Source organism: Klebsiella sp. 141198 (assembly GCF_050600785.1).
In the GTDB taxonomy this organism is placed as follows: domain Bacteria; phylum Pseudomonadota; class Gammaproteobacteria; order Enterobacterales; family Enterobacteriaceae; genus Klebsiella; species Klebsiella aerogenes.
This window is the reverse complement of sequence record NZ_JAQIRM010000006.1, coordinates 320,110-346,147: the sequence shown is the minus strand read 5'-3', so window position 1 is coordinate 346,147 and position 26,038 is coordinate 320,110. Positions and strand designations below refer to the sequence as shown.

Here is a 26,038-nt window from a genome sequence, read left to right as displayed (position 1 = left end):
ATTTGAAAGGAACCTGTTGCGGGAAATAGGTACAAATAGCCGCTAATTGCATACAGGTTTCAGGACCCTCACCCCAACCCTCTCCCTTTTAGGGAGAGAGAGCGGTCAGAGCTGAGTTTTGCGGGGAGAGGGCAGGGAGAGGGGGACTTTACTGCGGCGCGGCGGGCGCGTTGCTAACCTCGCCGTTGCGCATCACCTGCGCCGCCTGCTGCTTATCCATATTGGTGGCGCTGAGCTGAGCATTAACGCTCGGTTTCAGCGGCGCATTGGCCTGCACGCGACCGTTCGCGGTTAGCTGGAAATTGCCGTCGCCGCTAATCGGCAGCGCAGGCCAGCCCCAGGCCTGCAGAATATTCAGCGGCACGCCGCGGCCGTTCAAGCTCAGATTGACCTGGCGCTGCGGCAATTGTGACACCGCGGCGGTCGCCTGCAGAATACCGCGCTCGGTAAAGGCGCTCAGCTCGCTGATGTTGACCGTAGAAGCGTTCGCGCTCAGCTTCAGCGACGGGCGGCGCACGTCGATGCGGTTGAAGGTCGCGGCGGCGGCATTGAGGGTGGCGCTGCCGTTCCACACGCCCCACTGGCCATCTTTCACCAGCTGTAATTCGCCGCCGTAACCGTCCAGCGCGGTGATCTGCCACGGGAAGGCTGGGTCGATATCGATAATCAGATTTCGGCTGGCGCTGAATTTCTTCAGCGTCAGGCTTTGCAGCCAGCCCGGCATCGGCTCCATCCACAGCTGTTTCCAGTTGGACGGTAGCGTATATTCCAGCCCGGCGAAGACGGCATCGTCGAGCACCAGCGCATTACCGGCGCGCAGCCAGTTGCCGGAGGTACGCACCATGCCGCCCTCCCAGCGGGAGCTGAACTGGCGTAGCGCAATGCCCTGCGGCGAGAATTCGGCATTAACGATGGGATCGAGGAAGTTCAGCGAACCGTAGATAAACTCGCTAGCGTTCATCGATAGCGTCCCGTCGTCGCTTTGCCAGCTGTTATGGCTCAAGGTCAGATTGCGCAAGTTGAGGTCGAGGTCGGTCACCGCCCAGCCTGGCCCCTGCAAACGAGCATCGGTCACATCCAGCCGGCCAATCTGCAGCGACGGCACCGAGGTGAGCGGCGTAAGGAACTCATCCAGCGGTTTGGCGCTCTGCAGACGAATTTCATTCAGGCGCAGGTTATCAACCAGCCAGCTACCGTCGGCGCGGCGTTTGGCGTTGCCGGTCAGCGTGCCGCGCGCGATATCGGCGCCAAGGGTGCTCAGGGTCACCTCGCCGTTATCAATCGCACCCTGGATCAGGACGTTGCTGGCTTCGACGCCGTTAAGATTCATCGAGCCCGCGCTCATCTGAATTTGCGCTTTCCTGCCCAGCACATCGCCCGCTTCCGGCTGCCACGGCATCACGCCGCCGGTCACCCGCTGGGCGCTCAGGTTCCACTCGCTGTCCGGGCTGTTAAAGGCCATATCGCGTAGCTGCAGGCGGTCGGCGGCAAATGGCATTGCCGCGGAAGCCGGAGAGAGATTCAGCGTGCCGTCGCTGAGGACGATTTCATCAGCGTGCAGCGGGTCGCTGAACTGGCGGGTACTAAAACCGATATCCACCGTTCTGGCAACCAGCGTCGGCGGCTTGCCGTCGCGGCCAAAGGTGACATTTTGCAACTGCAGATGTAGCGGAGAAGAGAAGTCATGCGCCATCTTATCGAAGGCGATTTTCCAGCCGGTGCTTTCGCTTAACCAACTGCTCGCCTGGCGCGCCCCCCAGCGGGTCTGCAGCGCAAAGTAAGCGGCGACGATAACGACCAGCAGGGCGATCAGCAGCCAGAGAACCAGCTTTCCAAGAAATTTCATGATCTTCCATCCTGATAAGTACACATCACCGTGTTATGCACGATTTATGCGCAATCCTCAAGGCGGGAATAGTGAAATGAGATGAAGTGAGGTGAAGAGATGTTACAGCCGCCGCGCTCCCAGGTCGCCGTGGCGATACCGGGGAGCGCAACTTCAATGCGTTAGTTCTTCTCAGGCGGGAAGATTAAATTCAGAACAATCGCCGTGATACCGCCAGCGGCAATACCGGAAGAGAGCAGGTTTTTCAGCCAGTCCGGCGCGAACTGCAGGATCAGCGGCTGCTGCGATACGCCGAGACCCACCGCCAGAGAGAGGGCGATAATCAGAATGGCGCGGCGATTCAGCGGCTCGCGGGAGACGATGCGCACGCCGGATGCGGCAATGGTGCCGAACATCACCAGCGTCGCGCCGCCAAGTACCGGCTCAGGAATATGCTGCACAAAGCCGCTTACCGCCGGGAACAGGCCGAGCACAATCAGCATCAGCGCCACCACAAAGCCCACATAGCGGCTGGCGACGCCAGTCAGCTGGATCACGCCGTTGTTCTGGCCGAAGCAGGAGTTCGGGAAGGTATTGAAAACTGCGGAAACAAATGAGTTCAGGCCGTTCGCCAGTACGCCGCCTTTCAGACGTTTCATATACAGCGGGCCGGAGACCGGTTGTTCAGAAACGTCGGAGGTGGCGGTGATATCGCCGATCGTTTCCAGCGAGGTGATCATAAAGACCAGCATCAGCGGCAGCAGCAGGCTCCAGTCGATGCCCAGACCGTAATAGAGCGGCGTAGGGATAGTGATCAGGCTGCTGTTGGTAGGCGCGGTGTTAGCCGGCAGCATATCGAGGAACCACGCCGCCAGATAACCGGCAGCCATCGCGATCACCAGCGAGGCGATGCGCAGGTACGGGTTGCGCTGGCGGTTGAGGATAATAATCAGCGCCAGCACGATGCCCGCCAACAGCAGGTTTTTCGGCGCGCCGAAGGTATGGTCGGCCATCGCCGCATAGCCGCCGCCGATAGAAGTCAGGCCAACCTGAATCAGCGACAGGCCGATAATCATCACCACCACGCCGGAGACCAGCGGCGTAATAATGCGGCGCGCCAGATGCAGAATCCGCGATAGAACCATCTCGGTGCAGCTCGCCAGCATCAGGGTACCGAACAGCGCGGCCATCATCGTCGGCACGTCGGCGCCGCCGGTTTTCAGCGCGGTGCCGCCCATAATCAGCGGGGCGACGAAGTTGAAGCTGGTGCCCTGGATGGAGAGCAGGCCGGAGCCTACAGGCCCCCAGGCTTTAATCTGGATAATGGATGCCACGCCGGAGGCGAACAGCGACATGCTGATGATGTGTTGCGTATCTTCGGCCGGAAGGCCGAGCGCCTGACAGATAAGCAGCGCCGGGGTGATGACCGCGACAAACATCGCCAGCAGGTGCTGGAATGCGGCAAACAGCGTTTGCGGAAGCGGCGGACGGTCTTCGAGGCGATAGATTAATTCGCTGGCTGGTTTATGCGCAACCGGTTGCGCATTTTCTGACTCTGCGGTCGTAACGGACATCACAAACAATCCCAAGGTGGCAAAGCGGGAATTTTATCGGACTGTAGACCAAAAGCAAACGTTTGCCACGATTTGGCGCAAAAAATATCCTCACTGAATAGATGTAACAAATTAATTAACATTTTGTATGCTTGATCGCATCAACGCTAATACAAAATATCTTTTTCTGTCATTTTTTGCGCACTTCTGCTTAAAATCGCTCTTCGACTCCTCAAGATGAGAAGTAATCGACACCGGGAATACCGTCGCGTGTGAATGAATCATGCGCCCATAAGGAGCTCTTTTTTATGTTGCATCTCGATACCTTATCGACGCTCGTTGCCGCAACCATGGTGTTGCTTTTAGGGCGAAAGCTCGTTCAGAACGTCCCATTCCTCAAAAAATATACCATTCCTGAACCCGTCGCTGGCGGCCTGCTGGTGGCGCTGGCGCTGCTGGTTTTGAAAAAAAGCATGGATATCGAAATCGATTTCGATATGAGCCTGAAGGACCCGCTGATGCTGGCGTTCTTCGCCACTATCGGCCTTAACGCTAACCTTGCCAGTCTGCGGGCGGGCGGCAAAGTGCTTGGCACTTTCCTGATTGTGGTGGTGGGCCTGCTGCTGCTGCAGAACGCTCTCGGTATCGGCATGGCGAAGCTGCTGGGGCTGGATCCGCTGATGGGTCTGCTGGCCGGTTCTATCACGCTTTCCGGCGGCCACGGCACCGGGGCGGCGTGGAGTAAATTATTCGTTGAGCGTTACGGTTTTGCCAACGCCACCGAGGTCGCCATGGCTTGCGCAACCTTCGGCCTGGTGCTCGGCGGCCTGATCGGCGGGCCGGTGGCGCGTTATCTGGTGAAGCACTCTTCCTCGCCGGACGGTACACCGGACGACCAGCTGGCGCCGACGGCGTTTGAGAAGCCGGATATGGGCCGTATGATCACCTCGCTGGTGCTGATTGAAAGTATTGCGTTAATCGCTATCTGCCTGACCGTAGGGAAGGTGGTTGCGCAACTGCTGGCGGGTACCGTGTTTGAATTACCGACCTTCGTCTGCGTGCTGTTTATCGGCGTGATCCTCAGCAACGGCCTGGCGCTGGCTGGGCTGTATCGCGTGTTTGACCGCGCGGTATCGGTACTGGGCAACGTCAGCCTGTCGCTGTTCCTCGCGATGGCGCTGATGAGCCTCAAGCTGTGGGAACTGGCGTCGCTGGCGCTGCCGATGATTATTATTCTGGCGGTACAGGCGGTGGCGATGGCGCTGTATGCGGTGTTTGTGACTTACCGAATGATGGGTAAGAACTATGATGCCGCCGTGCTGGCAGCCGGTCATTGCGGGTTCGGGCTTGGCGCGACGCCGACGGCGATTGCCAATATGCAGGCGATTACCGACCGTTTTGGCCCGTCGCATATGGCTTTCCTGGTGGTGCCGATGGTCGGGGCGTTCTTTATCGACATCGTCAACGCGCTGGTGATTAAGCTGTACCTGTTGTTGCCGATATTTGGCTGATACAAAAATGCCGGAGTTAATCTCCGGCATTTTTTTGCCTGATGGCGCTGCGCTTATCAGGCCTACGGGCAACGCCCTGGTATCGTCATCCGGCGCGATACCGAGGTTTACTCGTCGTGCTCTTCCCACGCTAACGCGCGTTTCACCGCTTTCTTCCAGCCGCTGTAGCGGAAATTACGCTCGGTGGTTTCAATACCCGGGCGGAACTCACGTTCAATCACCGCTTTCTCCTGCAGCTCGTCGAGATTTTGCCAGAAGCCGACCGCCAGACCTGCCAGATAGGCGGCGCCCAGCGCCGTGACTTCACGCACTTCCGGGCGTTCCACGCGGGTGCCGAGAATATCGGACTGGAACTGCATCAGGAAGTTGTTGGCGACCGCGCCGCCGTCCACGCGCAGGGCGTGCAGACGAATACCGGAGTCGGCCTGCATCGCTTCCAGAACGTCACGCGTCTGATAGGCGATAGATTCCAGCGTGGCGCGGATAATATGGTTGGCGTTCACCCCGCGGGTCAGGCCGAAAATCGCGCCGCGCGCATACGGATCCCAGTACGGCGCGCCAAGACCGGTAAAGGCCGGCACCACATACACGCCGTTGGTGTCTTTCACCTTAGTGGCGAAGTATTCAGAATCGAAGGCATCGTTGATGAGTTTCATTTCATCACGCAGCCACTGAATCGACGCTCCGGCCATAAACACCGCGCCTTCCAGCGCGTAGTTCACTTCGCCGGTCGGGCCGCAGGCGATGGTGGTCAGCAGGCCGTGGGTTGAGGTCACCGCCTTTTCACCGGTGTTCATCAACATGAAGCAGCCGGTACCGTAGGTGTTTTTCGCCATCCCTTCTTTCACACACAGCTGGCCAAACAGCGCCGCCTGCTGGTCGCCGGCGATGCCGGAGATAGGAATACGGGTACCGCCTTTACCGCCGATGTTGGTCTGGCCGTACACTTCAGAAGACTTACGTACTTCCGGTAGCATGGCGCGCGGGATATCCAGCGCGTCGAGCATTTTGTCGTCCCAGTCCAGTTCATGGATGTTGAACAACATGGTACGCGAGGCGTTGGTGTAGTCGGTGACGTGCACGCGCCCCTGGGTCATTTTCCAGATAAGCCAGGTATCAACGGTACCGAACAGCAGCTCGCCGCGCTTGGCGCGCTCGCGGGCGCCTTCGACATGGTCAAGGATCCACTTCACTTTGGTACCGGAGAAGTACGGGTCCACCACCAGGCCGGTGGCTTTGCGGATGTACTCTTCCATGCCGTCGCGCTTGAGCTGCTCGCAAATATCCGCGGTGCGGCGGCACTGCCAGACGATAGCGTTGTAAATAGGCTTGCCGGTCTCACGCTCCCATACGATGGCGGTTTCACGCTGGTTGGTGATGCCGATGGCGGCAATTTCGTCGGAGTTGATATCGGCTTTTGCCAACACTTCGACCAGCGTAGAGCTCTGCGAGGCCCAAATCTCCATCGGGTCGTGCTCAACCCAGCCTGGCTTCGGATAAATTTGTTCGAATTCACGCTGTGACACGCTGACGATATTGGCGTCGTGATCCATCACGACGGCGCGGGAGCTGGTAGTGCCCTGGTCGAGCGCAACGATATATTTTTTCTCGGTCATAATTGGTGTCCCGTAGTCAGATTACAGCGAAGCTTTTTGTTGCGACGCGGAAGAAGCGGATTCTTTTTCTTCCTCGACGCAGGTGTCGCAAGGCAGATGGCGGCCAATGAATTTGCGGTAGCTGAATGCGCCCAGCGCCGCGCCGACCACCGGTGCGCACAGCGGCACCAGGAAATAAGGAATATCTTTGCCGCCGGTGAAGGCGACGTTGCCCCAGCCTGCCAGCCAGGCGAAGGCTTTCGGTCCGATATCACGCGCCGGGTTCATCGCGAAGCCGGTCAGCGGGCCCATGGAGGCGCCGATAACGGCAATCAGCAGGCCAATCAGCAGCGGCGCCAGCGGGCCGCGCGGCACGCCGTTGCCGTCGTCGGTCAGCGCTAAAATCACGCCCATCAGGATAGCGGTAATCACCATTTCTACCGCGAAGGCCTGCACAAAATTGATATGCGGGTTAGGGTAGGTCGAGAAGATACCGGCGAGCTCAAGGCTTTCCACGCTGCCGCGTACCATATTGTGGGTGTGTTCGAAATCGAAGAAAAGATTGTAATAAAGCCCGTAAACTAATGCCGCAGCGCAAAAGGCGCCAGCGAATTGCGAAATAATAAAAGGAACAACTTTGCGCCCATCAAAGCAGGCGAATAACCATAAGGCGATGGTGACCGCCGGATTAAGGTGCGCACCGGATACGCCCGCGGTCAGGTAGATAGCCATAGCCACCCCCAGACCCCAGATGATGCTGATTTCCCACTGACCGAAGCTGGCTCCTGCGACTTTGAGCGCAGCTACGCACCCAACGCCGAAAAAGATCAACAACCCGGTACCGAGAAACTCTGCGATGCACTGGCCTTTTAATGTTGATGTCTGGCTCATAATCGGATCCTGAAGCGAAGTGATTATTGTAAGTATGTTGGTCGTGGACGACCACGGTGCCTTGTAGGCATAGTGTTAATTTATCGTTAACGAGCATAAACGAGAAATATCGAAATTTAAATTTGTGTCCCTCGTCAAGAAAATGAGCGTTTTCGCGCCATAAACGCGTGTTGCGGCACATTTACCCACCTTTTTCTGCGTATTCTGTTATCTCATTGATTAACAATCGCCAGAGAAGTTCGGGGCAATTGCCGCGAACGCACCAGGTAAAGACTGAAAAGTGTTGCAAACCGCAATCTGCGCGGGTTGTCGCTGGACAGGTGAGGCGGGGATTCATACAATCGACGACAACACCGCTATTGTGCGCTAATTCGTTAAGGCGGGACCGCGTATACGAAACACGAGTTTCTATCAACGCCTTGCAAGATCAGGAGAGGTATGACGATGTCATTAGAAGTGTTTGAGAAATTAGAATCTAAAGTTCAGCAGGCGATTGATACCATCACTCTGTTGCAGATGGAAATCGAAGAGCTGAAAGAAAAGAACACCACGCTGGCGCAGGAAGTGCAGAGCGCGCAGCACGGTCGTGAAGAGCTGGAGCGTGAAAATAGCCAGCTGAGAGAACAACAGCAGGGCTGGCAGGATCGTCTGCAGGCGCTGCTGGGCCGCATGGAAGAAGTCTAATCGCTTCTCGCCCCTTCCCGTCCGGGAGGGGGTTTTCTTTATCCTCCGCTTTATATCTCCAGGTTATAGCCAATCTTTTTTTATTCTTTAATCATTGATTCGCTTTCTGGCACGCTTAGTTCATCACAACACGACATAAAGAGAGCGGTGCGATGAATAAGTGGGGCGTAGGGTTAACTCTGTTGCTGGCATCCGCCAGCGTGCTGGCAAAAGATTATCAGCTGTTAAACGTATCGTACGATCCGACGCGCGAGCTGTACGAACAGTATAATAAAGCGTTTAGCGCGCACTGGAAGCAGGAAACCGGCGATAACGTGGTGATTCGTCAGTCGCATGGCGGCTCCGGCAAACAGGCGACGTCAGTTATCAACGGGATTGAAGCGGATGTCGTCACCCTGGCGCTGGCCTACGACGTAGACGCCATTGCTGAACGTGGCCGTATCGATAAAAACTGGCTGAAGCGCCTGCCGGATAACTCCGCGCCGTATACCTCAACCATCGTGTTCCTCGTCCGTAAGGGCAACCCAAAACAGATCCATGACTGGAACGACCTGATTAAACCTGGCGTGTCGGTCATCACCCCGAACCCGAAAAGCTCCGGCGGCGCCCGCTGGAACTACCTGGCGGCATGGGGCTACGCCCTGCATCAGAATCACGGCGATCAAGCTAAAGCGCAGGAGTTCGTGAAGGCGCTGTATAAAAACGTGGAAGTGCTGGATTCCGGCGCGCGCGGTTCCACCAACACCTTCGTCGAACGCGGGATCGGCGATGTGCTGATTGCCTGGGAGAACGAAGCGCTGCTGGCGACGAAAGAGCTGGGCAAGGACAAGTTTGAAATCGTGACGCCGAGCGAGTCTATTCTGGCCGAGCCGACGGTTTCCGTCGTCGATAAAGTGGTGGATAAGAAAGGCACTCGTCAGGTGGCGGAAGCGTACCTGAAATATCTCTACTCGCCGGAAGGCCAGGAGATTGCGGCGAAGAACTTCTATCGTCCGCGCGATCCTGATGTGGCGAAGAAATATGCCAACGAGTTCCCGAAATTGAAGCTGTTTACCATCGATCAGGAGTTCGGCGGCTGGACGAAAGCGCAGAAGGAGCACTTCTCCAACGGCGGTACCTTCGACCAGATTAGCCAGCGTTAATCCTCTTGTCCCTGCTGGCGCTACGCTTAGCAGGGATACAGTTCTGCGCCATTTGGTATCCCGGGTAAGGCGACAGCCGCCACCCGGGATAACTCCCCGCCCGCCATCTGTTTTTATTTAGTCATCAAATTACGTTACTCTTCCGGTTCAGGCTTAACAGGGAACAATAATGAGAAGAGTAAGATACCTTTTATGGGCGCTGCTGGTGGTTATTCTGGCGGCGCTGGCTGGCGGCTACTATTGGCTGCATTCCGGCAACCCGAACGCGTTACGTCATATTGTCCTGCAGCAGTGCGTACCCAATCAGCAGCAACATCAAAATCCGTCGCCGTGCGCGGAAGTGAACCTGAAAGGCGGCTACGTGTTGTTTAAAGATCGCAACGGCCCGCTGCAATATCTGCTGATGCCGACCTACCGTATTAACGGTACCGAAAGTCCGCTGCTGTTGGATCCGCTGACGCCGAATTTCTTCTGGCAGGCGTGGCAGGGGCGCGAAATTATGAGCCAGCGCCGCGGCGCGCCAATTGATGATAACGCGGTATCGCTGGCTATTAACTCGCGCAGCGGGCGCACGCAAAACCACTTCCATATTCATATCTCCTGCCTGCGTCCCGATGTCCGCGCGCAGTTAGATAATGATGCGGCGACAATTAGCAGCCGCTGGCTACCCTTGCCGGGCGGTCTGCAGGGCCATCAATATCTGGCGCGTCGGGTAACGGAAACCGAGCTGGCTCAGCGCAGCCCGTTCCTGATGCTGGCGGAAGAGGTACCGGAAGCGCGCGAACATATGGGGCGTTATGCGTTAGCGATGGCGCGTCAAAGCGACGGCTCGCTGGTGCTGTTGGCGACAGAACGTAACCTGCTGACTTTCAACCGTGCTTCGGCGGAAGAAATTCAGGATCATAGCTGCGCAATTCTTAACACAAACCACTAGTTCTGGCGTTTACCTGTCTTTCCTGTCGTCGTATTCTTGCTGAAAAAAACGACAGGAGACAGGCATGTCGCTCTGGCTAACCCACCCGCTGTTCCTCCCTTCGCTTATCGTCGGCATCACCATTGTGCTCTGGGCGACTTCACTGTTACCGGAATTTATCACCGCGCTGCTGTTCTTCGCGGCGGCGATGATGACCAAAATCGCTCCGCCGGAGGTGATCTTCGGCGGTTTTGCTTCCTCGGCGTTCTGGCTAGTGTTCAGCGGCTTTGTGTTGGGGAGCGCCATCCGTAAGACCGGACTGGCGGATAGAGCGGCGCAGGCGCTATCGGCGCGGCTCACCGACTCCTGGCCGCGGATGGTCGGCAGCGTCGTATTACTGAGTTATGCGTTGGCGTTCGTGATGCCGTCAAACATGGGGCGCATCGCGCTGTTGATGCCGATCGTGGCGGCGATGGCCCGGCGCGCGGGGATCGCCGACGGCACGCGCGGCTGGTACGGCCTGGCGCTGGCGGTGGGCTTTGGCACCTTCCAGCTTTCTGCGACCATTTTGCCCGCTAACGTGCCGAATCTGGTGATGAGCGGGGCGGCAGAAGGCTCTTACGGGATCCATCTGAATTACGTTCCCTATTTACTGCTGCATACGCCGGTGCTTGGCTGGCTGAAAGGGGCGGTGCTGGTGGCGTTGATCTGCTGGCTGTTTCCCGGCAAGCCGCATCCGCCGCGCGAGCTGGCGTCGCTGGCGCCAATGAGCCGCGATGAAAAGCGTCTGGCGTGGCTACTGGCGGTGGTGTTGACGTTATGGGTGACAGAGAGCTGGCACGGTGTCGGCCCGGCGTGGACCGGCCTGGCGGCAGCGGTGGCCACGCTGCTGCCGCGAGTGGGATTTATCAGCGGCGAGGAGTTCGCCAGCGGGGTGAATATGCGCACCTGCATTTATGTTGCCGGCATTTTGGGACTGGCGATTACCGTGACCCAAACCGGGATTGGCGGCGCGGTGGGTAACGCGCTGCTGCAGGTGATGCCGCTGGATAAAGATAATCCGTTCACCAGCTTCCTGGCGCTGACCGGAATTACCAGCGCGCTGAACTTTATTATGACCGCTAACGGCGTCCCGGCGCTGTATACGACTTTTGCGCAGAGCTTTGCCGACGCGACCGGCTTTCCGCTGCTGAGCGTGATTATGATTCAGGTGCTGGGTTATTCCACGCCGCTGCTGCCGTACCAGGCGTCGCCGATCGTGGTGGCGATGGGATTAGGTAAAGTCCCGGCGAGAGCGGGGATGTTGCTATGTCTGGCGCTGGCGGCGGTGAGCTATTTGATTTTGCTGCCGTTGGATTATGCGTGGTATCAGCTATTGGGGAAATTGTAGCGATAATATAAAACCCGGCTCGCGCTGCGCTAAGCCGGGTTATTACTCGTGCGAATTTGTCAGCAACCCCGGCGGCGTTTCACCACCGGGAAAGCGAATTACGCTTTTTTCGCCGCTTCTGCAGCTTTAACGATCACCGCGAAAGCGTCTGCTTTCAGGGATGCGCCGCCAACCAGCGCGCCGTCGATGTCCGGCTGGGTGAACAGCTCTGCGGCGTTGCCGGCGTTAACGGAACCGCCGTACTGGATGATGACCTGCTCAGCGATTTTAGCGTCAGCTTTAGCAATGTGGTCACGGATAAATTTGTGCACCGCCTGAGCCTGCGCTGGGGTAGCGGATTTACCGGTACCGATGGCCCATACGGGTTCGTAAGCGATAACCACGCCTTCAAAAGCGGCTGCGCCCTGAGTTTTCAGCACGGCGTCGATCTGACGCGCGCAAACTTCTTCAGTTTTGCCCGCTTCGTTTTCAGCTTCGGTTTCACCGATGCACAGAACCGGCGTCAGACCCTGCTCTTTCAGTACAGCGAATTTCTTCGCGATCAGTTCGTCGGATTCTTTGTGGTAGGTACGGCGTTCGGAGTGGCCGATGATGATGTACTGCGCGCCGATATCTTTCAGCATTTCAGCGGAGGTTTCACCGGTGAATGCGCCGGACAGGTTCACGTCAACGTTCTGCGCGCCCAGGTGGATGTGGCTGCCTTCTGCCGCACGCTTAGCCAGGTCGAGATACATTTCCGGCGGCGCGATTGCCACTGCACAGCCGCTTACGCCGGCCAGTTCAGTACGCAGGTTAGCAACCAGTTCGTTTACCATGTGGCGGCTGCCGTTCAGTTTCCAGTTACCCATCACTAAAGGATGTCGCATTTTAATTCTCCACGCTACTAAGCGAATTAAGGAATATAGCCGCCCCAGAGGGCAGCATGGTCTGTGAAACAGTATAGAGACTCGTCACTGGAAAGGCTTTGCTTTTTGTCATTTATTGTTGTCTTCCAGCGTTTCAGATAGCGCCAGCTTAATCGGTTCAATGGCGAAAGTTAGCCCCTTTTCCCCGTGATCTGCCACCACATAGCGCACCGCGCCTTCGGTTTCGGTGTAGTAGCGTTTGCCTTTGCCGGCGGTCAGCAGTTTTTGCAGCTTTTGCTGGCTCTGCAGTGGGCTTAGGGTCGGCACAAAGGCGCGAAGAATGGCGCTCATATACTCCTGCGCTTTCGCTTTCGCCGCCTTTTGTTCCGGCCCCTGAATCGGCAGCCAGGTTATCTGCATTGATTTAATCTTCAGCGTGCCGCGCTCCAGCGCGGTAGAGGCATACAGATTCTCGTTAATCTTGGTGGCGGCGCGGGTCAGGTTGGCTTTATCGCGGCTGGAGGCGATAGAACGGAACTCGTTTAGCGGCAATTTCGGATTATCGGCATTAAATTTCTCGCGGAACTCGCTGATGCTGACATCAAAAATCGGCGCGCTGGGTAGCAAATAAGGGGCGGTGGCGGCGGATTCCGTTTCTGCGGACAACGCCATCGGGCCGACAGATAACGCTGTCAGCCCAATTAAACTTAAGATTGCCCACTTCTTCATGCCCATCTTTCCTTTTTTTGCCTGCCGACGATTAAAACGGGAACCGTCACGCTTGTCAAAAAGTGACGCCTTCAGGGTAAACTACGCGAATGATGATGATAAGGAATAAAACATGACCCTACAGCAGTGGTTATTCTCAATTAAAGGCCGTATTGGCCGCCGGGATTTCTGGATTTGGATCGTTATCTGGGTGTTGACCATGAGCGCGCTGTTTACCCTCGCGGGCAGCAATTTGCTGAGTTTACAGACCGCGGCGTTTATTCTCGTCTGCCTGCTCTGGCCGACGGCGGCAGTCGTGGTGAAGCGTCTGCACGATCGCGGGAGATCCGGCCTCTGGGCGCTGCTGATGATTCTGGCGTGGATGCTGCTGGCGGGCAACTGGGCGATGTTGCCGCAGGTCTGGCAGTGGGGCGTTGGGCGCTTTGTACCGACGCTGATTATCGTCATGATGTTGATCGACCTGGGCGCGTTCGTCGGCACCCAGGGCGAAAATAAGTTTGGCAAAGAGACGCAGGATGTCCGCTGGAAAGCGGACGCCTGATTACCAGTAGTGCTCTGCCGTCATATGGCCCGGTCGGCGACGCAGATGTTTGGTCATCTGCCGGGTCTCTTTCAGCAACTGCTGGGTATCACGCACCATCTGCGGGTTACCGCACAGCATCACGTGGCTGGTATCGGCGGTCATAGCCAGGCCGACCGCCTCTTCCAGCGCGCCGGTTTCAATCAGAAACGGCACCCGGCCCGTCAGCGAACCTTCCGCTGTCTCGCGGCTAACCACGGTCTGGATACGTAATTTGCCGGCGTAGCGCTGCTCCAGTTCGCGCATTTGCGGTAAATAGCTGAGGTCGGCGGCGTAGCGCGCCGCATGCACCAGCACCAGGTTCTTGAAGCGATCCAGGTCTTTTCCTTCTTCCAGAATCGACAGATAGGGGCCGATGGCTGTGCCGGTGGCGAGCATCCACAACGTGTCGCAGTCTGGCACCTCTTCCAGCACGAAGAAACCGGCGGCTTCGCTGACAATCTGAACGTCGTCGCCGGGTTTCAGCGCGGCCAGTCGCGGGCTGAGTTTACCCTCCGGAACGGTGACCAGGTAGAACTCGAGATCGGGATTGCTGGGGGCGTTGACATAGGAGTAGGCGCGCTGCACGCGCTCGCCGTCAACATCCAGGCCCAATTTAGCAAACTGCCCTGCGGTGAACGGCTCAACGGGCGCGTGAATGGTGAGGCTAAACAGTGCATCGGTCCAGTTTTGCACTTTTACAACTTTACCTGTAACCCAGTTTGCCATTGCGTCTCTCCTTTCAATCTCGTCAGTCTATCTTCACCGCGACGGGAGAAGATTTCCAGCCCGAAAAGGCTGGAAAGCTCGATTGATCAAATGTTTTACAGGATGTGTTGCTGGACGTCCGGGTCTTTTCGGTCGAGGTAATGAATCGACTGAATACGGCGGATAGTCCGCGATTTACCGCGGATCAGCAGCGTTTCGGTGGTCGCCATATTGCCCTTGCGGGTAATGCCGTCCAGTAGATCGCCTTTGGTAATCCCGGTGGCGGAGAAGATGACGTTATCGCTGCGCGCCATCTCATCAAGACGCAGCACTTTGCCCGCTTCGATGCCCATGGTTTTGCAGCGCGCCAGTTCGTTTTCACCGATACGGCGGTTCTCTTCGCTGTCGCCCTTCACGTGGTGACGAGCCAGCAGGCGGCCCTGCATATCGCCGTCCAGCGCGCGGATCACCGCCGCCGAAACCACGCCTTCCGGCGCGCCGCCGATGCCGTACAGCACGTCGACTTCGCTATCCGGCATACAGGTCAGGATAGAGGCCGCCACGTCGCCATCGGGGATCGCGAACACGCGCACGCCCAACTGCTGCAGTTGCGCAATGACCGCGTCGTGGCGGGGTTTTGCCAGCACGGTGACGGTCAGCTCGTCGAGCGGTTTATTCAACGCGCGGGCGATGTTGCGCAGGTTCTCTTCCAGCGGCAGATTGAGATCGATGGCGCCTTTAGCGCCGGGGCCGACAATCAGCTTTTCCATATACATATCCGGCGCGTTGAGGAAGCAGCCTTTATCGCCAACCGCCATCACCGCCAGCGCGTTGGCCTGGCCCATGGCCGTCATGCGGGTACCTTCAATCGGATCGACGGCGATATCTACCGCGTCGCCTTTGCCGGTACCCACTTTTTCGCCGATATAGAGCATCGGCGCTTCATCGATTTCGCCCTCGCCGATGACGATGGTGCCGTCGATATTGACGAGGTTAAGCATAATGCGCATGGCGTTAACCGCTGCGCCGTCGGCGGTATTTTTATCGCCGCGGCCCAGCCATTTATAGCCCGCCAGCGCGGCGGCTTCGGTGACACGCGAAAATTCGATGGCCAGTTCTCGTTTCATAATCCACTCGTTGTGTAGAAAAGTTGCCCGTAGCGCGGCAAGAAGGACGCGCTACGCGTTGGAATAGCGTTCGGTTTCCGGCATCCAGCGCTCAATCAGCGCCTGTGCCTGCAGCGGATAGCGTTCGTGAATATGGCGAGCAATACGCTGAACATCGGGGATCATGGCCTGATCGCGCAGCAAGTCCGCTACTTTAAATTCGGCGTTGCCGGTCTGGCGGGTGCCGAGAAGCTCGCCGGGGCCGCGGATTTCCAGGTCTTTCTGGGCGATGACGAAACCGTCGTTGCTGTCGCGCAGCACCTGCAGGCGCTTCTGCGCCGTTTTGGAAAGCGGCGATTTATAGAGTAGCACGCAGTGGGAGGCGACGGCGCCGCGCCCGACGCGCCCGCGTAGCTGGTGCAGCTGCGCCAGACCCAGACGCTCCGGGTTTTCGATAATCATCAGGCTTGAGTTAGGGACGTCGACGCCGACTTCAATCACCGTGGTGGCGACCAGCAGGTGCATCTCGCCCTGCTTGAAGGCCTGCATCACTGCCTGCTTTTCCGCTGGTTTCATCCGCCCGTGGACGAGGCCGATATTAAGTTCCGGCAGCGCCAGTTTGAGCTCTTCCCAGGTGGCTTCCGCCGCCTGGGCTTCCAGCAGATCGGACTCTTCAATCAGCGTACAGACCCAATAGGCCTGACGACCTTCCTGGGTGCAGGCGTTGCGCACGCGGTCGATAATGTCGCTGCGGCGGGTATCCGGGATAGCGACGGTCGTTACCGGGGTACGACCCGGCGGCAGCTCGTCGATAACCGAGGTATCGAGATCGGCATAGGCGGTCATCGCCAGGGTGCGTGGAATCGGCGTAGCGGTCATGATCAGCTGATGCGGGTGGAAGCCCTGCTGCTGGCCCTTTTCCCACAGCGCCAGGCGTTGATGAACGCCAAAACGGTGCTGTTCGTCGATAATCACTAGCGCCAGGCCGTTAAACTGTACCTGCTCCTGGAAAATGGCGTGGGTGCCGACAATCATCTGCACTTCGCCGTTGGCGATGGCCTCCTGCTGCGCCTGGCGCGCTTTGCCTTTCTGCTTGCCCGCCAGCCAGCCGACTTCAATGCCCAGCGGCGCGAACCAGCTGCGGAAATTATTGGCGTGCTGCTCGGCGAGCAGTTCGGTCGGCGCCATCAGCGCCACCTGTTTGCTATGGGCGATAGCGCGCAAGGCGGCCAGCGCGGCGACCAGCGTTTTGCCGGATCCGACGTCGCCCTGCACCAGGCGCATCATCGGCACGTCCAGCGCCATATCGCGCTCGATCTCAGCGGTGACGCGCGCCTGCGCGCCCGTTGGTTTAAAGGGCAGGGAAGCCAGAAGCTGGGTTTTCAGCGTGTCGTTGGCGCTGAGGGGCAGAGCATGATAGCGCTGGGCGCCGGCGCGGAGCGCCAGCATGCTGAGATTATGCGCTAACAACTCTTCCAGGATAAGACGCTGCTGTGCCGGATGTTTACCGCTCTCCAGCTCGCTGAGCTGTAGCGACGGCGGCGGGCGATGCAGCGTGCGTAGCGCCTCCGGCAGGCTCATCATCCCCTGCGCCAGCTCCGGCGGCAGCAGTTCGCTAATCGCGCAGGTGTCCAGCAGCTCAAGCGCCTGATCGGTGAGTTTGCGCAGCGTCGCCTGCTTAATGCCTTCAGTGGTCGGGTAGACCGGAGTCAGGGTTTCCTGCAGCTCCGGGGTACTCATATCGCCCTGCACGCGATATTCCGGGTGGATCATCTCGGCGCCAAACTTGCCGCGTTTAGCTTCGCCGTAGGCCAGCACGCGACGACCGGTCGCCAGGCTGTTTTTCATCGCCGCGTTGAAGTTGAAAAAACGCATGGTCAGGATGCCGGAACCGTCACTTATCTGACAGGTCATCATCCGGCGGCCGCCGAAGGTGATATTGCTGTTGAGCACTTCCCCCTCTACGGTTGCGTAGACTCCCGGCAGCAGTTCGCCGATTTGGTACAGGTGAGTCCGGTCTTCATAGCGCAGTGGCAGATGAAGTAGCAGGTCCTGAACCGTATGCAGACCGATTTTCGCCAGTTTGCTGCTCTGTGCGGCGCCAACGCCGGTCAGCGAGTTGAGCGGGACGGCATCTAACAGGCGGCCTGACATCGGATTTACCTCGCCGCCTGCATCGTTGCCCACCACGAGGCATCGGCTTCTACTTCGCCCTGCTCGTTGACGTGGGGATAAGGCAGACCTTTTTGTTTGGCGACGCGCGCCAGCACCGGGTAACCGCCTTCAAATAACAGCCGCTGCTGCTCTTCAGGCGGCAGCATGCTATTGGCGCGTTGGTACATTCCGGCGTTCTGCCGCTGACGCTGCGCTTCGTAAAGGATCAGCGCGGAGGCGACGGAGACGTTCAGCGACTGCACCATACCGACCATAGGGATAATGATGTCCTGGTCTGCCAGCGCCAGTGCTTCTTGGGTGATGCCGGTTTTCTCTTGGCCCATCAGGATACAGGTCGGGCGCGTATAGTCGATTTCGCGAAAATCGATGGCTTTGTCGGAAAGGTGCGTCGCGAGGATTTGCATGCCCCGGCCTTTTAAGTGGCTGACGGCATCGCCGATAGTGCGGTGCGTTTTCACCTGCACCCAACTATTGCTGCCGGCTGCGGCAGAGGCCATGGTGCGCATACGGCTGCCAGGCCAGATGGCGTGTACTTCGTGTACGCCGATGGCGTCTGCGGTGCGGATGACCGCAGAGACGTTATGGGGTTTATGGACCTGCTCCATGCAGACCGTCAGATCAGGCTGACGCCTGGCGAGCATCTCGCAGATACGCGCATAACGCTGTGAATTCATTCTACTTAATCCTTCGAACTGCCTCGGCGTTAGCTGCACTCACTCACCCCAGTCACGTACTTCAGTACCTTCCTGGGGATTCGATTTTTGTAAAAGCTAATTTCGGTTACGAGTGACTTTAATCACGTCCGGCATGACGCGAATTTTGCGCATGATATTCGCCAGATGCACGCGGTCGCGCGCGGTCAGGCGGATAAAGGCGCTGTAAACGCGGCCATCTTTTTCTTCCGTATTCAGGCTCTGAATATTGGAAGACGCGGTGTTGATTGCGGCCGTCAGGTTAGCCAGCGCGCCCTGGTGGTTGAACATATCCACCTTAATTTCGGCGATAAATTCCTGCGCAGTTTCTTTATCCCATTCGACCGCCATAAACTTCTCAGGCTCTTTCTGGTAGCCGCGGATGTTACGACAGGATTCATGGTGGATAACCAACCCTTTGCCTGGGCTGACGTGGGCGATGATCGGGTCCCCCGGAATCGGACGACAGCACTTGGCGAAAGTAATCAGCACGCCATCGGCGCCCTTGATCGGCAGATGGCCGTGATTCGACGCGTTGGCCGGCACCGGTGCGGCAGAGGCTTCGCCCTGCTGCAGATTTTTAGCTACCACGACGCTCATTGCGTTACCGAGACCGATTTCCGCCAGCAGATCGTCAAGCGTGGCCAGCTTCATGCGGTCAAGTTCGCGCTGGATGTTCTCCTGCGGGATCTCTGCCAGCTTGCGGCTGCCGCCTAACGCGTGGTTGAGCAATCGGCGGCCAAGGCTGACCGAATCGTCGCGCTTAAGGTTCTTCAGCAGTTGGCGGATTTTGGCGCGCGCTTTCGAGCTAACGACAAAGTTCAGCCATGCGGCATTCGGGCGTGCGCCCGGCGCGGTAATGATTTCGACAGTCTGACCGCTGGAGAGCGGCTGCGACAGCGGATAGGGCTGGCGGTCGACGCGCGCGCCGACGCAGGCATGGCCGATATCGGTATGCACCGCGTAGGCGAAGTCCACCGGCGTGGCGCCGGCAGGCAGTTCGACAATGCGCCCTTCCGGGGTGAAAACGTAAATCTCATCCGGGAACAGATCGGATTTAACGCTCTCGATAAATTCAAACGAACTACCGGCGCTCTGCTGCAGTTCCAGCAGGCTTTGCATCCAGCGCTGGGCGCGGATTTGCGCGGTCGTGCTGCTTTCGCCGCCGTGCTCTTTATAAGCCCAGTGCGCCGCTACCCCCATCTCCGCCATCTGGTCCATATCTTCGGTACGGATTTGCACCTCGACCGGGACGCCGTGGGGGCCAATCATCGAGGTGTGCAAAGATTGATAGCCGTTCGCTTTTGGAATGGCGATGTAATCTTTGAAACGACCTGGACGCGGCTTGTAGAGGCTGTGCATTTGGCCCAGCACGCGATAGCAGATATCGGGATCGTGAACGATAACGCGGAAGGCGTAGATGTCCATGATCGAGTGAAAACGCTGCTCTTTGAGCACCATTTTGCAATAAATGGAGTACAGATGCTTTTCGCGACCGCTAACGCGGCAGGGGATCCCCGCTTCCTGTAAACGCCCTTCGATCTCAGAGAGGATCTTCTGAATCATCTCTTTTCGGTTGCCGCGCGCCGCTTTGACCACTTCTTTAATGACGCGGTAGCGGTTAGGGTACAGCGCTTCAAAGCCCAGCTCTTCGAGCTCGGTTTTGATGTGATGGATACCTAAACGGTGCGCCAGCGGGCTATAAATTTCCAGCGTTTCGCGGGCGATGCGGCGGCGTTTATCCGGGCGTAGTGAGCCCAAGGTGCGCATGTTGTGGGTGCGGTCGGCAAGCTTGATGAGGATGACGCGGATATCCTGCACCATCGCCATGATCATTTTGCGGAAGTTTTCGGCTTGCGCCTCTTTCTTATCGCGGAACTTGAGCTTATCAAGTTTCGACACCCCCTCTACCAGTTCGGCGACGCTTTTACCAAAAAGCTGTTCCATGTCCTGGTAGGTGGCAGGGGTATCTTCAATCACATCATGCAGCAGCGCGGCCATCAGCGTTTCGTAGTCGAGTTTCATCTCGGCCAGAATGCAGGCCACCGCTACCGGGTGCGTGATATAGGGTTCACCGCTTGAACGTGTCTGACCCTCGTGAGCGTCACGTGCAACGAGATACGCCTGCCGAAGGCGCTTGATTTGCTCTTCCGGCAGGTAGTTTTGAATCAGCTGATTCAGGCTTTCAAACAGATACAAGGGCGACCCGCTGTGTGATTAACGACGACCTTCAGCAATCGCGGTAACGGCTTGTAATTCAGCGGCTTCCTGCTCTTGCTGTTCCTGGCGCTCACGTACGTCGAGGATCTGGTTGTTGATCAGACCTTCTTCGATTTCGCGCAGTGCGATAACGGTGGTTTTATCGTTTTCTTCCGGTACCAGCGGATCCTTTCCGCCTACCTGCATCTGACGAGCGCGACGCGCGGCGACCAGTACCAGGTCAAAACGGTTACCAATTTTCTCTACAGCGTCCTGAACAGTTACGCGTGCCATACTTAAAATGCTCCACAGGTGAAGAAATGACTGGGCATGATACTGAATGTGGGTTCAGTCTGCCAATAGTTTGGTGATTAAAGCGCCATGTCGCTGCTTTTGGCGGCTCATGCGCAGACGTTCAGCGCGGATAATGTTTTTCAGATCGCCTAAAGCGGTATCAAAATCATCATTCACAATAAGGTAATCATATTCCGCGTAATGGCTCATTTCTGCAACTGCCTGCGCCATACGTTTTGCGATGACTTCTTCGCTGTCCTGACCGCGGCCGCGCAGGCGGCGGTCAAGCTCGTCTTTTGACGGCGGCAGAATAAAGATACTGCGCGCGCCGGGCATTTTATTACGAATTTGCTGGGCGCCCTGCCAGTCGATATCGAGGAAAACATCGACGCCAGTCGCCAGAACCTGCTCAATAGCTTCACGAGAGGTCCCGTAATAATTGCCAAAAACCTCAGCGTGCTCAAGGAAAGCGTCTTCGCTAATCATCGACCTGAATTTATCGTGATCCACAAAGAAATAGTGTTCACCGTGAACTTCACCCGGGCGCGGATTGCGCGTGGTATGCGACACAGAAACCTGGGAGTCGTACAACGGTTGGGTCTTCAATAAAGCCTGAATCAGGCTGGATTTACCCGCGCCGCTAGGGGCGGAAACAATATAAAGCGTGCCTTGAGCCATGAGTGTCTTTTGTATGTGATTGTCGAAAGAGATGCTACATACGAGCCTATTATACACGCCGCCGCTGCGTGACGCAGTCATTGTCACACTTTTTGCCGCTGTTTCTTTCATTTTGCCTGCCGCTTTCCTGATTTCTTAAGCAGTTGCAGCAACGATGCGTAAATCCTGGAAAGCCGCTCGCAGCGTAATGATTTGCCTGTCGCCGCGGCTTCGGTCTTTAGCGCACGATGCCGCAAGGTAAAACAAGGAGGTAAAGGCATGTGCAAATGGCTGATAGCGGCAGCGTTATGGATGGCGGCGGCACTGGCAACGGCGGCCTGCCCGGCGTGGTCTTCGCAACGAGCCGGGCAGGAGATAGACCGCCTGAGCCTGCAGATTGCCGACTGGAAAGCGGCCTACTGGCAGCAGGGCAGTAGCGGAGTCAGCGACGAAGTCTACGACATGCTTTCGGCCCGGTTGGCGCAGTGGCGGCGCTGCTTCGGTGAGGAGACGCCGACTGAAGACGATCTGCCGCCGCCGCGCGGCGAAGTCAAGCACCCCATCGCGCATACCGGCGTGCGCAAGCTGCCTGACGCCATGAGCGTCGGGCGCTGGATGCGCGATAAAACAGACCTGTGGCTACAACCAAAAGTCGACGGTGTAGCGGTGACGCTGGTATATCGCGGCGGCAGGTTAATACGGGCGATTAGCCGCGGTGACGGTCTGGCAGGGGAAGACTGGACGGCAAAAGTGCGCCAGATCCCCGGCGTACCGCAAACTACCGCAGGAGCGCTGGCAAACAGTGTGTTACAGGGAGAAATTTTTCAGCTGCAAGAGGGGCATATACAAAAACAGGCGGGCGGTATGAATTCACGGGCGAAAGTGGCCGGGATACTGATGCGCAAAGCGTCGTCGGCTGAGCTGAAAACGCTGGGGCTGTTTATCTGGGCCTGGCCTGATGGCCCGGCCCAGATGCCTTCTCGTCTGGCGCTGCTTGCCGCTGGCGGGTTTCCTCTGGCGCAGCGCTATTCCCATCCGGTTAAAGATTGGCAGCAGGCTGCCGCCTGGCGGGAGCGCTGGTTTAGCTCGCCGCTGCCCTTTGTCACCGACGGCATTGTGATCCGTGCGGAAAAAGAACCCGCCGGGGGCAGTTGGCTTCCAGGACAGGGGTTCTGGGTGGCGGCCTGGAAATATCTACCGTTTTCGCAGGTGGCGGAAGTGACCACTATCCAGTTTGCCATCGGGCGTAGCGGTAAAATAGCCGTTGTGGCGCATCTCGAACCGGTAAAACTGGACGACAAGCTGGTGCGGCGGGTCAATATTGGTTCGGTGTCCCGCTGGCGGCAGTTAGACATCGTCGCCGGAGACCAGGTGTTAATAAGCCTGGCCGGACAGGGGATCCCGCGTCTGGATAGCGTGGTCTGGCGGGCCAGCCAACGCGATGCGCCACAACCGCCTTCGCCTCGCTTTCATTCCTTAACTTGTTATTTTGCGACGCCCGAGTGCGCCGGGCAGTTTCTCTCCCGCCTTGTTTGGCTATCGTCTAAGCCAGTTCTGGATATTGCAGGCGCAGGAGAGGCGCTTTGGCGCACATTAATGGAAGATCGCCACATGACACATCTTTTCTCATGGTTGGCTTTGACGCCTGAACAACTACAGAGCATGCCAGGAATTAGCGGCGAGCGCGGCCTGCGTCTGTGGCATCAGTTCAATTTGACCCGTGAGCAGCCGTTTATTCGTTGGGTGTTGGCGCTGGGGGTACCGATACCTCAGGCCGCGCAGGCAAGCGTTGCGGCAGAAAACTGGCGGCAGCTGCGGGAGCGCAATGAGTCTCAGTGGCGACGATTACCGGGAGTGGGGCAGGAAAGGGCACGCCAGCTGGTCGTCTTTTTGCAAAACCCGGATATTGCCGCGCTGGCGCAGTGGCTCAGCGGGCAACGTATCCCGGGTTTCTGAGGAATTAATGAGCGTCGTGCTTGTAGTAGAAGACCGGCAGGCCGAGCTTCCAGCGCAGGGCGAGCATACGCGCGGTAAAGCCGAAGAGCAGCGTGGCGATGACCACTACGTCGTGGCTGCTGACGTAGTGCTGTAATGCGATATAGAGCACCGCGGCGGCAAAAGAGATGCCAGCGTACAGTTCTTTCTGAAACACCAGCGGGATACGCTTACAGAACATATCGCGTAGCACGCCGCCAAAGACGCCGGTGATCACAGCGGCAATAGACGCGATTATTGGCCCTTCGCCCATATCCAGCGCGATTTGCGCGCCGATAATCGAGAACACGATCAGGCCCAGGGCATCCAGCACCAGGAACAGGCGGCGCAGGTGCGGCATCACCGGCGCGGCGATGGTAGTGAGAACGGCGGCAACCGCCACAATGATGACGTATTCCGGATGCTTCACCCAACCGAGCGGATAATGGCCGAGCAGGATGTCCCGCACGGAGCCCCCGCCGAGCGCGGTGGCGGTAGCGATAATAATTACCCCAAAAGTGTCCATCCGGCGACGCCCGGCCGCTAAGGCGCCGGTCATCGCTTCCGCCGTAATACCAATCAGATAAAGAACATGAAGCAGCATAAATCCCCCACAATGTTGGGCAAAGGGTAGCGATTTGTGCGGCAGATCACGATTGAGTTTTTCTAAAGTGAGCTGATTTTCATGAAAAAAGCTAATGATGAATGATTGATATGGTCAATCACTGTGGGGCGTTTGGCTTTTGCTTTTCAAAAATGAATAAGAAAAAGTAATGCTGGCCCGCGGGGCAGGCCAGCCGGGGAAGAGATTACTCGATGTTTTGGATCTGCTCGCGCATCTGCTCGATCAGCACCTTCAGCTCAATCGCTGAATTGGTCACTTCGGCATTGATGGATTTGGAGGCCAGAGTGTTCGACTCGCGGTTGAATTCCTGCATCATGAAGTCGAGGCGGCGACCGACGGCTTCTTTCTTCTTCAGAATGTTGTAGGTCTCTTTAACGTGCGCTTCCAGGCGATCGAGCTCTTCGGCGACGTCAATACGCTGCGCCATCAACACCAGCTCTTGCTCGAGGCGGTTGTTTTCCAGCTGCACTTCGGCGTCTTCAAGCTTGGCGACCAGGCGCTCGCGCTGCCACTGCAGGATTTCTGGCATATGGGCGCGGACTTTGCTGACTTCGGCGCTGACGCCTTCCAGACGCTGTTCGATCAGCGTTTTCAGTGCCTGACCTTCGGTTTCACGGGCGACGATAAAGTCGTCCAGCGCGCCGTTCAGGGCGTTGAGGATTTCAGCGGCAATCGCATCAAGGTCCTGTTCTTGCGCCGCCATCACTCCAGGCCAGCGCAGGATATCAACTGGGTTGATCTCGCCTTCATCGCTCTGCATTTTTACCCAGTTCGCGGCGTTCACCAGCTGCTTGGCCAGGTTTTCGTTAAGAATCAGCTCACCCTGGGCGCTGGGATCCTGCTCAAAACGCAGGGTACATTCGATTTTGCCGCGAGTCAGGCGAGAGCGGATGCGCTCGCGAACCACGGGTTCCAGGCTCCGGAACTGTTCCGGCAGGCGGAAGTAGGTTTCCAGATAGCGTTGGTTTACCGAGCGCAGTTCCCACGCGGCGCTACCCCAGTCACCCTTGATTTCACGCCGGGCATAGGCGGTCATACTGCGGATCATAGACGTTCCTGTTTTTTAAGGAGAGTGGGGAGGATTATAGCTTTCGAGGCCCTTTCAGGATAGGAATAAGCGCGCATTATCCACATTGTCAGGCGCGCGTCGTCGCGATGCAACTTGGCCGAATTTGTGTATAATGCGCAGCCACATTCGTTTCAAGCCGGAGAGTAATCATGCGTCCAGCAGGCCGTAGCGCTAATCAGGTGCGTCCAGTAACCCTGACCCGTAACTATACAAAACACGCTGAAGGCTCCGTGCTGGTCGAATTTGGCGACACCAAAGTGCTGTGCACCGCCTCCATCGACGAAGGCGTGCCGCGCTTCCTGAAAGGTCAGGGCCAGGGCTGGATCACCGCCGAATATGGCATGCTGCCGCGTTCCACCCATACCCGTAACGCTCGCGAAGCCGCAAAAGGCAAGCAGGGCGGCCGCACTATGGAAATCCAGCGTCTGATCGCTCGCGCGTTGCGCGCCGCGGTGGATCTGAAAGCGCTGGGCGAGTTCACCATTACGCTCGATTGCGACGTGCTGCAGGCCGATGGCGGTACCCGTACCGCATCCATTACCGGTGCCTGCGTTGCGCTGGCCGATGCGCTGAACAAGCTGGTGGCTGCCGGTAAACTGAAAACCAACCCGATGAAGGGCATGGTGGCTGCCGTTTCCGTTGGTATCGTTAATGGCGAAGCCATTTGCGATCTGGAGTACGTGGAAGATTCCGCCGCGGAAACCGATATGAATGTGGTCATGACCGAAGACGGCCGCATTATTGAGGTGCAGGGCACGGCGGAAGGCGAGCCGTTCACCCATGAAGAGCTCCTCACTCTCCTGGCGTTAGCGCGAGGGGGAATCGAATCCATTATTGCGACGCAGAAAGCGGCGTTAGAAAATTAATGATTAAGGCGACTGAGAAGTCGCCTTTTTTTTGCG

23 protein-coding genes are annotated in these 26,038 nt (G+C 57.5%); 8 read left to right on the top strand and 15 right to left on the bottom strand.

Annotation, left to right across the window (positions count from 1 at the left end):
- Positions 1-148 precede the first annotated feature (148 nt).
- Both PGR10_RS21130 and PGR10_RS21125 read right to left on the bottom strand, forming a co-directional pair.
- Positions 149-1,846, bottom strand: a complete 1,698-nt coding sequence (locus PGR10_RS21130; RefSeq protein ID WP_430924054.1) for an AsmA family protein — start codon at positions 1,844-1,846, stop codon at positions 149-151.
- A gap of 161 nt (positions 1,847-2,007) precedes the next feature.
- Positions 2,008-3,399: a nucleobase:cation symporter-2 family protein gene (locus PGR10_RS21125; protein ID WP_213317609.1), complete on the bottom strand. Its 1,392-nt coding sequence runs from the start codon at positions 3,397-3,399 to the stop codon at positions 2,008-2,010.
- 287 nt (positions 3,400-3,686) lie between these two features.
- Between PGR10_RS21125 and gltS the strand changes: the two genes are divergently transcribed.
- Positions 3,687-4,889 (top strand): sodium/glutamate symporter, encoded by a 1,203-nt coding sequence (gene gltS / locus PGR10_RS21120; protein ID WP_015703819.1) that lies wholly within the window; start codon positions 3,687-3,689, stop codon positions 4,887-4,889.
- A 107-nt stretch (positions 4,890-4,996) separates the two neighbouring features.
- On the opposite strand, the gene glpK is transcribed toward gltS, so the two are convergent.
- Both glpK and PGR10_RS21110 read right to left on the bottom strand, forming a co-directional pair.
- Positions 4,997-6,505 carry a glycerol kinase GlpK gene (glpK, locus tag PGR10_RS21115; protein WP_047040291.1) on the bottom strand — a complete coding sequence of 503 codons (1,509 nt, stop codon included), beginning with the start codon at positions 6,503-6,505 and terminating at the stop codon, positions 4,997-4,999.
- 21 nt (positions 6,506-6,526) lie between these two features.
- Complete coding sequence (locus PGR10_RS21110; RefSeq protein WP_015369132.1) at positions 6,527-7,375, bottom strand: MIP/aquaporin family protein; 849 nt, start codon at positions 7,373-7,375, stop codon at positions 6,527-6,529.
- 438 nt (positions 7,376-7,813) lie between these two features.
- On the opposite strand from PGR10_RS21110, the gene zapB reads away from it, so the two are divergent.
- From zapB to PGR10_RS21090, 4 genes are all read left to right on the top strand, one after another.
- On the top strand, positions 7,814-8,059 hold the full coding sequence (gene zapB, locus PGR10_RS21105; protein WP_020077673.1) for a septal ring assembly protein ZapB: 246 nt from the start codon (positions 7,814-7,816) through the stop codon (positions 8,057-8,059).
- Positions 8,060-8,211: 152 nt separating this feature from the next.
- On the top strand, positions 8,212-9,201 hold the full coding sequence (locus PGR10_RS21100) for a sulfate ABC transporter substrate-binding protein (RefSeq protein WP_015369134.1): 990 nt from the start codon (positions 8,212-8,214) through the stop codon (positions 9,199-9,201).
- A 169-nt stretch (positions 9,202-9,370) separates the two neighbouring features.
- Positions 9,371-10,135, top strand: a complete 765-nt coding sequence (locus PGR10_RS21095) for a CDP-diacylglycerol diphosphatase (RefSeq protein WP_411325307.1) — start codon at positions 9,371-9,373, stop codon at positions 10,133-10,135.
- A gap of 64 nt (positions 10,136-10,199) precedes the next feature.
- Positions 10,200-11,504, top strand: a complete 1,305-nt coding sequence (locus PGR10_RS21090) for an SLC13 family permease (protein WP_430924053.1) — start codon at positions 10,200-10,202, stop codon at positions 11,502-11,504.
- 98 nt (positions 11,505-11,602) lie between these two features.
- On the opposite strand, the gene tpiA is transcribed toward PGR10_RS21090, so the two are convergent.
- Both tpiA and PGR10_RS21080 read right to left on the bottom strand, forming a co-directional pair.
- The gene (tpiA, locus tag PGR10_RS21085; RefSeq protein ID WP_002922909.1) at positions 11,603-12,370 is read right to left on the bottom strand and encodes a triose-phosphate isomerase; all 768 of its coding nucleotides are present in this window, start codon (positions 12,368-12,370) and stop codon (positions 11,603-11,605) included.
- Between the two features lie 108 nt (positions 12,371-12,478).
- On the bottom strand, positions 12,479-13,078 hold the full coding sequence (locus PGR10_RS21080; RefSeq protein WP_015369137.1) for a DUF1454 family protein: 600 nt from the start codon (positions 13,076-13,078) through the stop codon (positions 12,479-12,481).
- Positions 13,079-13,190: 112 nt separating this feature from the next.
- Between PGR10_RS21080 and PGR10_RS21075 the strand changes: the two genes are divergently transcribed.
- The gene (locus PGR10_RS21075; RefSeq protein ID WP_015369138.1) at positions 13,191-13,619 is read left to right on the top strand and encodes a DUF805 domain-containing protein; all 429 of its coding nucleotides are present in this window, start codon (positions 13,191-13,193) and stop codon (positions 13,617-13,619) included.
- Here PGR10_RS21075 and fpr read toward each other — a convergent pair whose 3' ends face one another.
- The 7 genes from fpr to gmk all read right to left on the bottom strand — a co-directional run bounded on the left by fpr (position 13,620) and on the right by gmk (position 21,489).
- Positions 13,620-14,366 (bottom strand): ferredoxin--NADP(+) reductase, encoded by a 747-nt coding sequence (gene fpr / locus PGR10_RS21070; RefSeq protein WP_015369139.1) that lies wholly within the window; start codon positions 14,364-14,366, stop codon positions 13,620-13,622.
- A 95-nt stretch (positions 14,367-14,461) separates the two neighbouring features.
- On the bottom strand, positions 14,462-15,472 hold the full coding sequence (gene glpX, locus PGR10_RS21065) for a class II fructose-bisphosphatase (RefSeq protein ID WP_308957643.1): 1,011 nt from the start codon (positions 15,470-15,472) through the stop codon (positions 14,462-14,464).
- A 51-nt stretch (positions 15,473-15,523) separates the two neighbouring features.
- Complete coding sequence (recG, locus tag PGR10_RS21060; protein WP_430924052.1) at positions 15,524-17,605, bottom strand: ATP-dependent DNA helicase RecG; 2,082 nt, start codon at positions 17,603-17,605, stop codon at positions 15,524-15,526.
- A gap of 5 nt (positions 17,606-17,610) precedes the next feature.
- Positions 17,611-18,300, bottom strand: a complete 690-nt coding sequence (trmH, locus tag PGR10_RS21055) for a tRNA (guanosine(18)-2'-O)-methyltransferase TrmH (RefSeq protein ID WP_015369142.1) — start codon at positions 18,298-18,300, stop codon at positions 17,611-17,613.
- A 96-nt stretch (positions 18,301-18,396) separates the two neighbouring features.
- The gene (spoT, locus tag PGR10_RS21050; RefSeq protein ID WP_087858926.1) at positions 18,397-20,517 is read right to left on the bottom strand and encodes a bifunctional GTP diphosphokinase/guanosine-3',5'-bis pyrophosphate 3'-pyrophosphohydrolase; all 2,121 of its coding nucleotides are present in this window, start codon (positions 20,515-20,517) and stop codon (positions 18,397-18,399) included.
- Positions 20,518-20,535: 18 nt separating this feature from the next.
- Positions 20,536-20,811, bottom strand: coding sequence for a DNA-directed RNA polymerase subunit omega (gene rpoZ / locus PGR10_RS21045; RefSeq protein WP_000135058.1), 276 nt, complete (start codon positions 20,809-20,811; stop codon positions 20,536-20,538).
- A 54-nt stretch (positions 20,812-20,865) separates the two neighbouring features.
- Complete coding sequence (gene gmk, locus PGR10_RS21040) at positions 20,866-21,489, bottom strand: guanylate kinase (protein ID WP_015369144.1); 624 nt, start codon at positions 21,487-21,489, stop codon at positions 20,866-20,868.
- Between the two features lie 258 nt (positions 21,490-21,747).
- On the opposite strand from gmk, the gene ligB reads away from it, so the two are divergent.
- Positions 21,748-23,424, top strand: a complete 1,677-nt coding sequence (ligB, locus tag PGR10_RS21035; protein ID WP_430924051.1) for an NAD-dependent DNA ligase LigB — start codon at positions 21,748-21,750, stop codon at positions 23,422-23,424.
- Positions 23,425-23,428: 4 nt separating this feature from the next.
- Here ligB and PGR10_RS21030 read toward each other — a convergent pair whose 3' ends face one another.
- Together PGR10_RS21030 and PGR10_RS21025 are read right to left on the bottom strand one after the other, a co-directional pair.
- Positions 23,429-24,046: a trimeric intracellular cation channel family protein gene (locus PGR10_RS21030; RefSeq protein WP_015703812.1), complete on the bottom strand. Its 618-nt coding sequence runs from the start codon at positions 24,044-24,046 to the stop codon at positions 23,429-23,431.
- A gap of 205 nt (positions 24,047-24,251) precedes the next feature.
- Positions 24,252-25,115: a YicC/YloC family endoribonuclease gene (locus PGR10_RS21025; RefSeq protein ID WP_045390591.1), complete on the bottom strand. Its 864-nt coding sequence runs from the start codon at positions 25,113-25,115 to the stop codon at positions 24,252-24,254.
- 170 nt (positions 25,116-25,285) lie between these two features.
- On the opposite strand from PGR10_RS21025, the gene rph reads away from it, so the two are divergent.
- Positions 25,286-26,002, top strand: a complete 717-nt coding sequence (gene rph, locus PGR10_RS21020) for a ribonuclease PH (protein ID WP_015369149.1) — start codon at positions 25,286-25,288, stop codon at positions 26,000-26,002.
- Positions 26,003-26,038 lie beyond the last annotated feature (36 nt).

Bases quoted from the DNA above. Each gene is read 5' to 3' on its own strand.
- trmH (WP_015369142.1), bottom strand. From the start codon at position 18,300: ATGAATTCACAGCGTTATGCGCGTATCTGCGAGATGCTCGCCAGGCGT.
- PGR10_RS21130 (WP_430924054.1), bottom strand. From the start codon at position 1,846: ATGAAATTTCTTGGAAAGCTGGTTCTCTGGCTGCTGATCGCCCTGCTG.
- PGR10_RS21125 (WP_213317609.1), bottom strand. From the start codon at position 3,399: ATGTCCGTTACGACCGCAGAGTCAGAAAATGCGCAACCGGTTGCGCAT.
- PGR10_RS21080 (WP_015369137.1), bottom strand. From the start codon at position 13,078: ATGAAGAAGTGGGCAATCTTAAGTTTAATTGGGCTGACAGCGTTATCT.
- fpr (WP_015369139.1), bottom strand. From the start codon at position 14,366: ATGGCAAACTGGGTTACAGGTAAAGTTGTAAAAGTGCAAAACTGGACC.
- rpoZ (WP_000135058.1), bottom strand. From the start codon at position 20,811: ATGGCACGCGTAACTGTTCAGGACGCTGTAGAGAAAATTGGTAACCGT.
- tpiA (WP_002922909.1), bottom strand. From the start codon at position 12,370: ATGCGACATCCTTTAGTGATGGGTAACTGGAAACTGAACGGCAGCCGC.
- PGR10_RS21095 (WP_411325307.1), top strand. From the start codon at position 9,371: ATGAGAAGAGTAAGATACCTTTTATGGGCGCTGCTGGTGGTTATTCTG.
- PGR10_RS21110 (WP_015369132.1), bottom strand. From the start codon at position 7,375: ATGAGCCAGACATCAACATTAAAAGGCCAGTGCATCGCAGAGTTTCTC.
- PGR10_RS21030 (WP_015703812.1), bottom strand. From the start codon at position 24,046: ATGCTGCTTCATGTTCTTTATCTGATTGGTATTACGGCGGAAGCGATG.
- PGR10_RS21090 (WP_430924053.1), top strand. From the start codon at position 10,200: ATGTCGCTCTGGCTAACCCACCCGCTGTTCCTCCCTTCGCTTATCGTC.
- PGR10_RS21075 (WP_015369138.1), top strand. From the start codon at position 13,191: ATGACCCTACAGCAGTGGTTATTCTCAATTAAAGGCCGTATTGGCCGC.
- recG (WP_430924052.1), bottom strand. From the start codon at position 17,605: ATGTCAGGCCGCCTGTTAGATGCCGTCCCGCTCAACTCGCTGACCGGC.
- glpK (WP_047040291.1), bottom strand. From the start codon at position 6,505: ATGACCGAGAAAAAATATATCGTTGCGCTCGACCAGGGCACTACCAGC.
- glpX (WP_308957643.1), bottom strand. From the start codon at position 15,472: ATGAAACGAGAACTGGCCATCGAATTTTCGCGTGTCACCGAAGCCGCC.
- PGR10_RS21025 (WP_045390591.1), bottom strand. From the start codon at position 25,115: ATGATCCGCAGTATGACCGCCTATGCCCGGCGTGAAATCAAGGGTGAC.
- gltS (WP_015703819.1), top strand. From the start codon at position 3,687: ATGTTGCATCTCGATACCTTATCGACGCTCGTTGCCGCAACCATGGTG.
- ligB (WP_430924051.1), top strand. From the start codon at position 21,748: ATGTGCAAATGGCTGATAGCGGCAGCGTTATGGATGGCGGCGGCACTG.
- PGR10_RS21100 (WP_015369134.1), top strand. From the start codon at position 8,212: ATGAATAAGTGGGGCGTAGGGTTAACTCTGTTGCTGGCATCCGCCAGC.
- gmk (WP_015369144.1), bottom strand. From the start codon at position 21,489: ATGGCTCAAGGCACGCTTTATATTGTTTCCGCCCCTAGCGGCGCGGGT.
- zapB (WP_020077673.1), top strand. From the start codon at position 7,814: ATGACGATGTCATTAGAAGTGTTTGAGAAATTAGAATCTAAAGTTCAG.
- rph (WP_015369149.1), top strand. From the start codon at position 25,286: ATGCGTCCAGCAGGCCGTAGCGCTAATCAGGTGCGTCCAGTAACCCTG.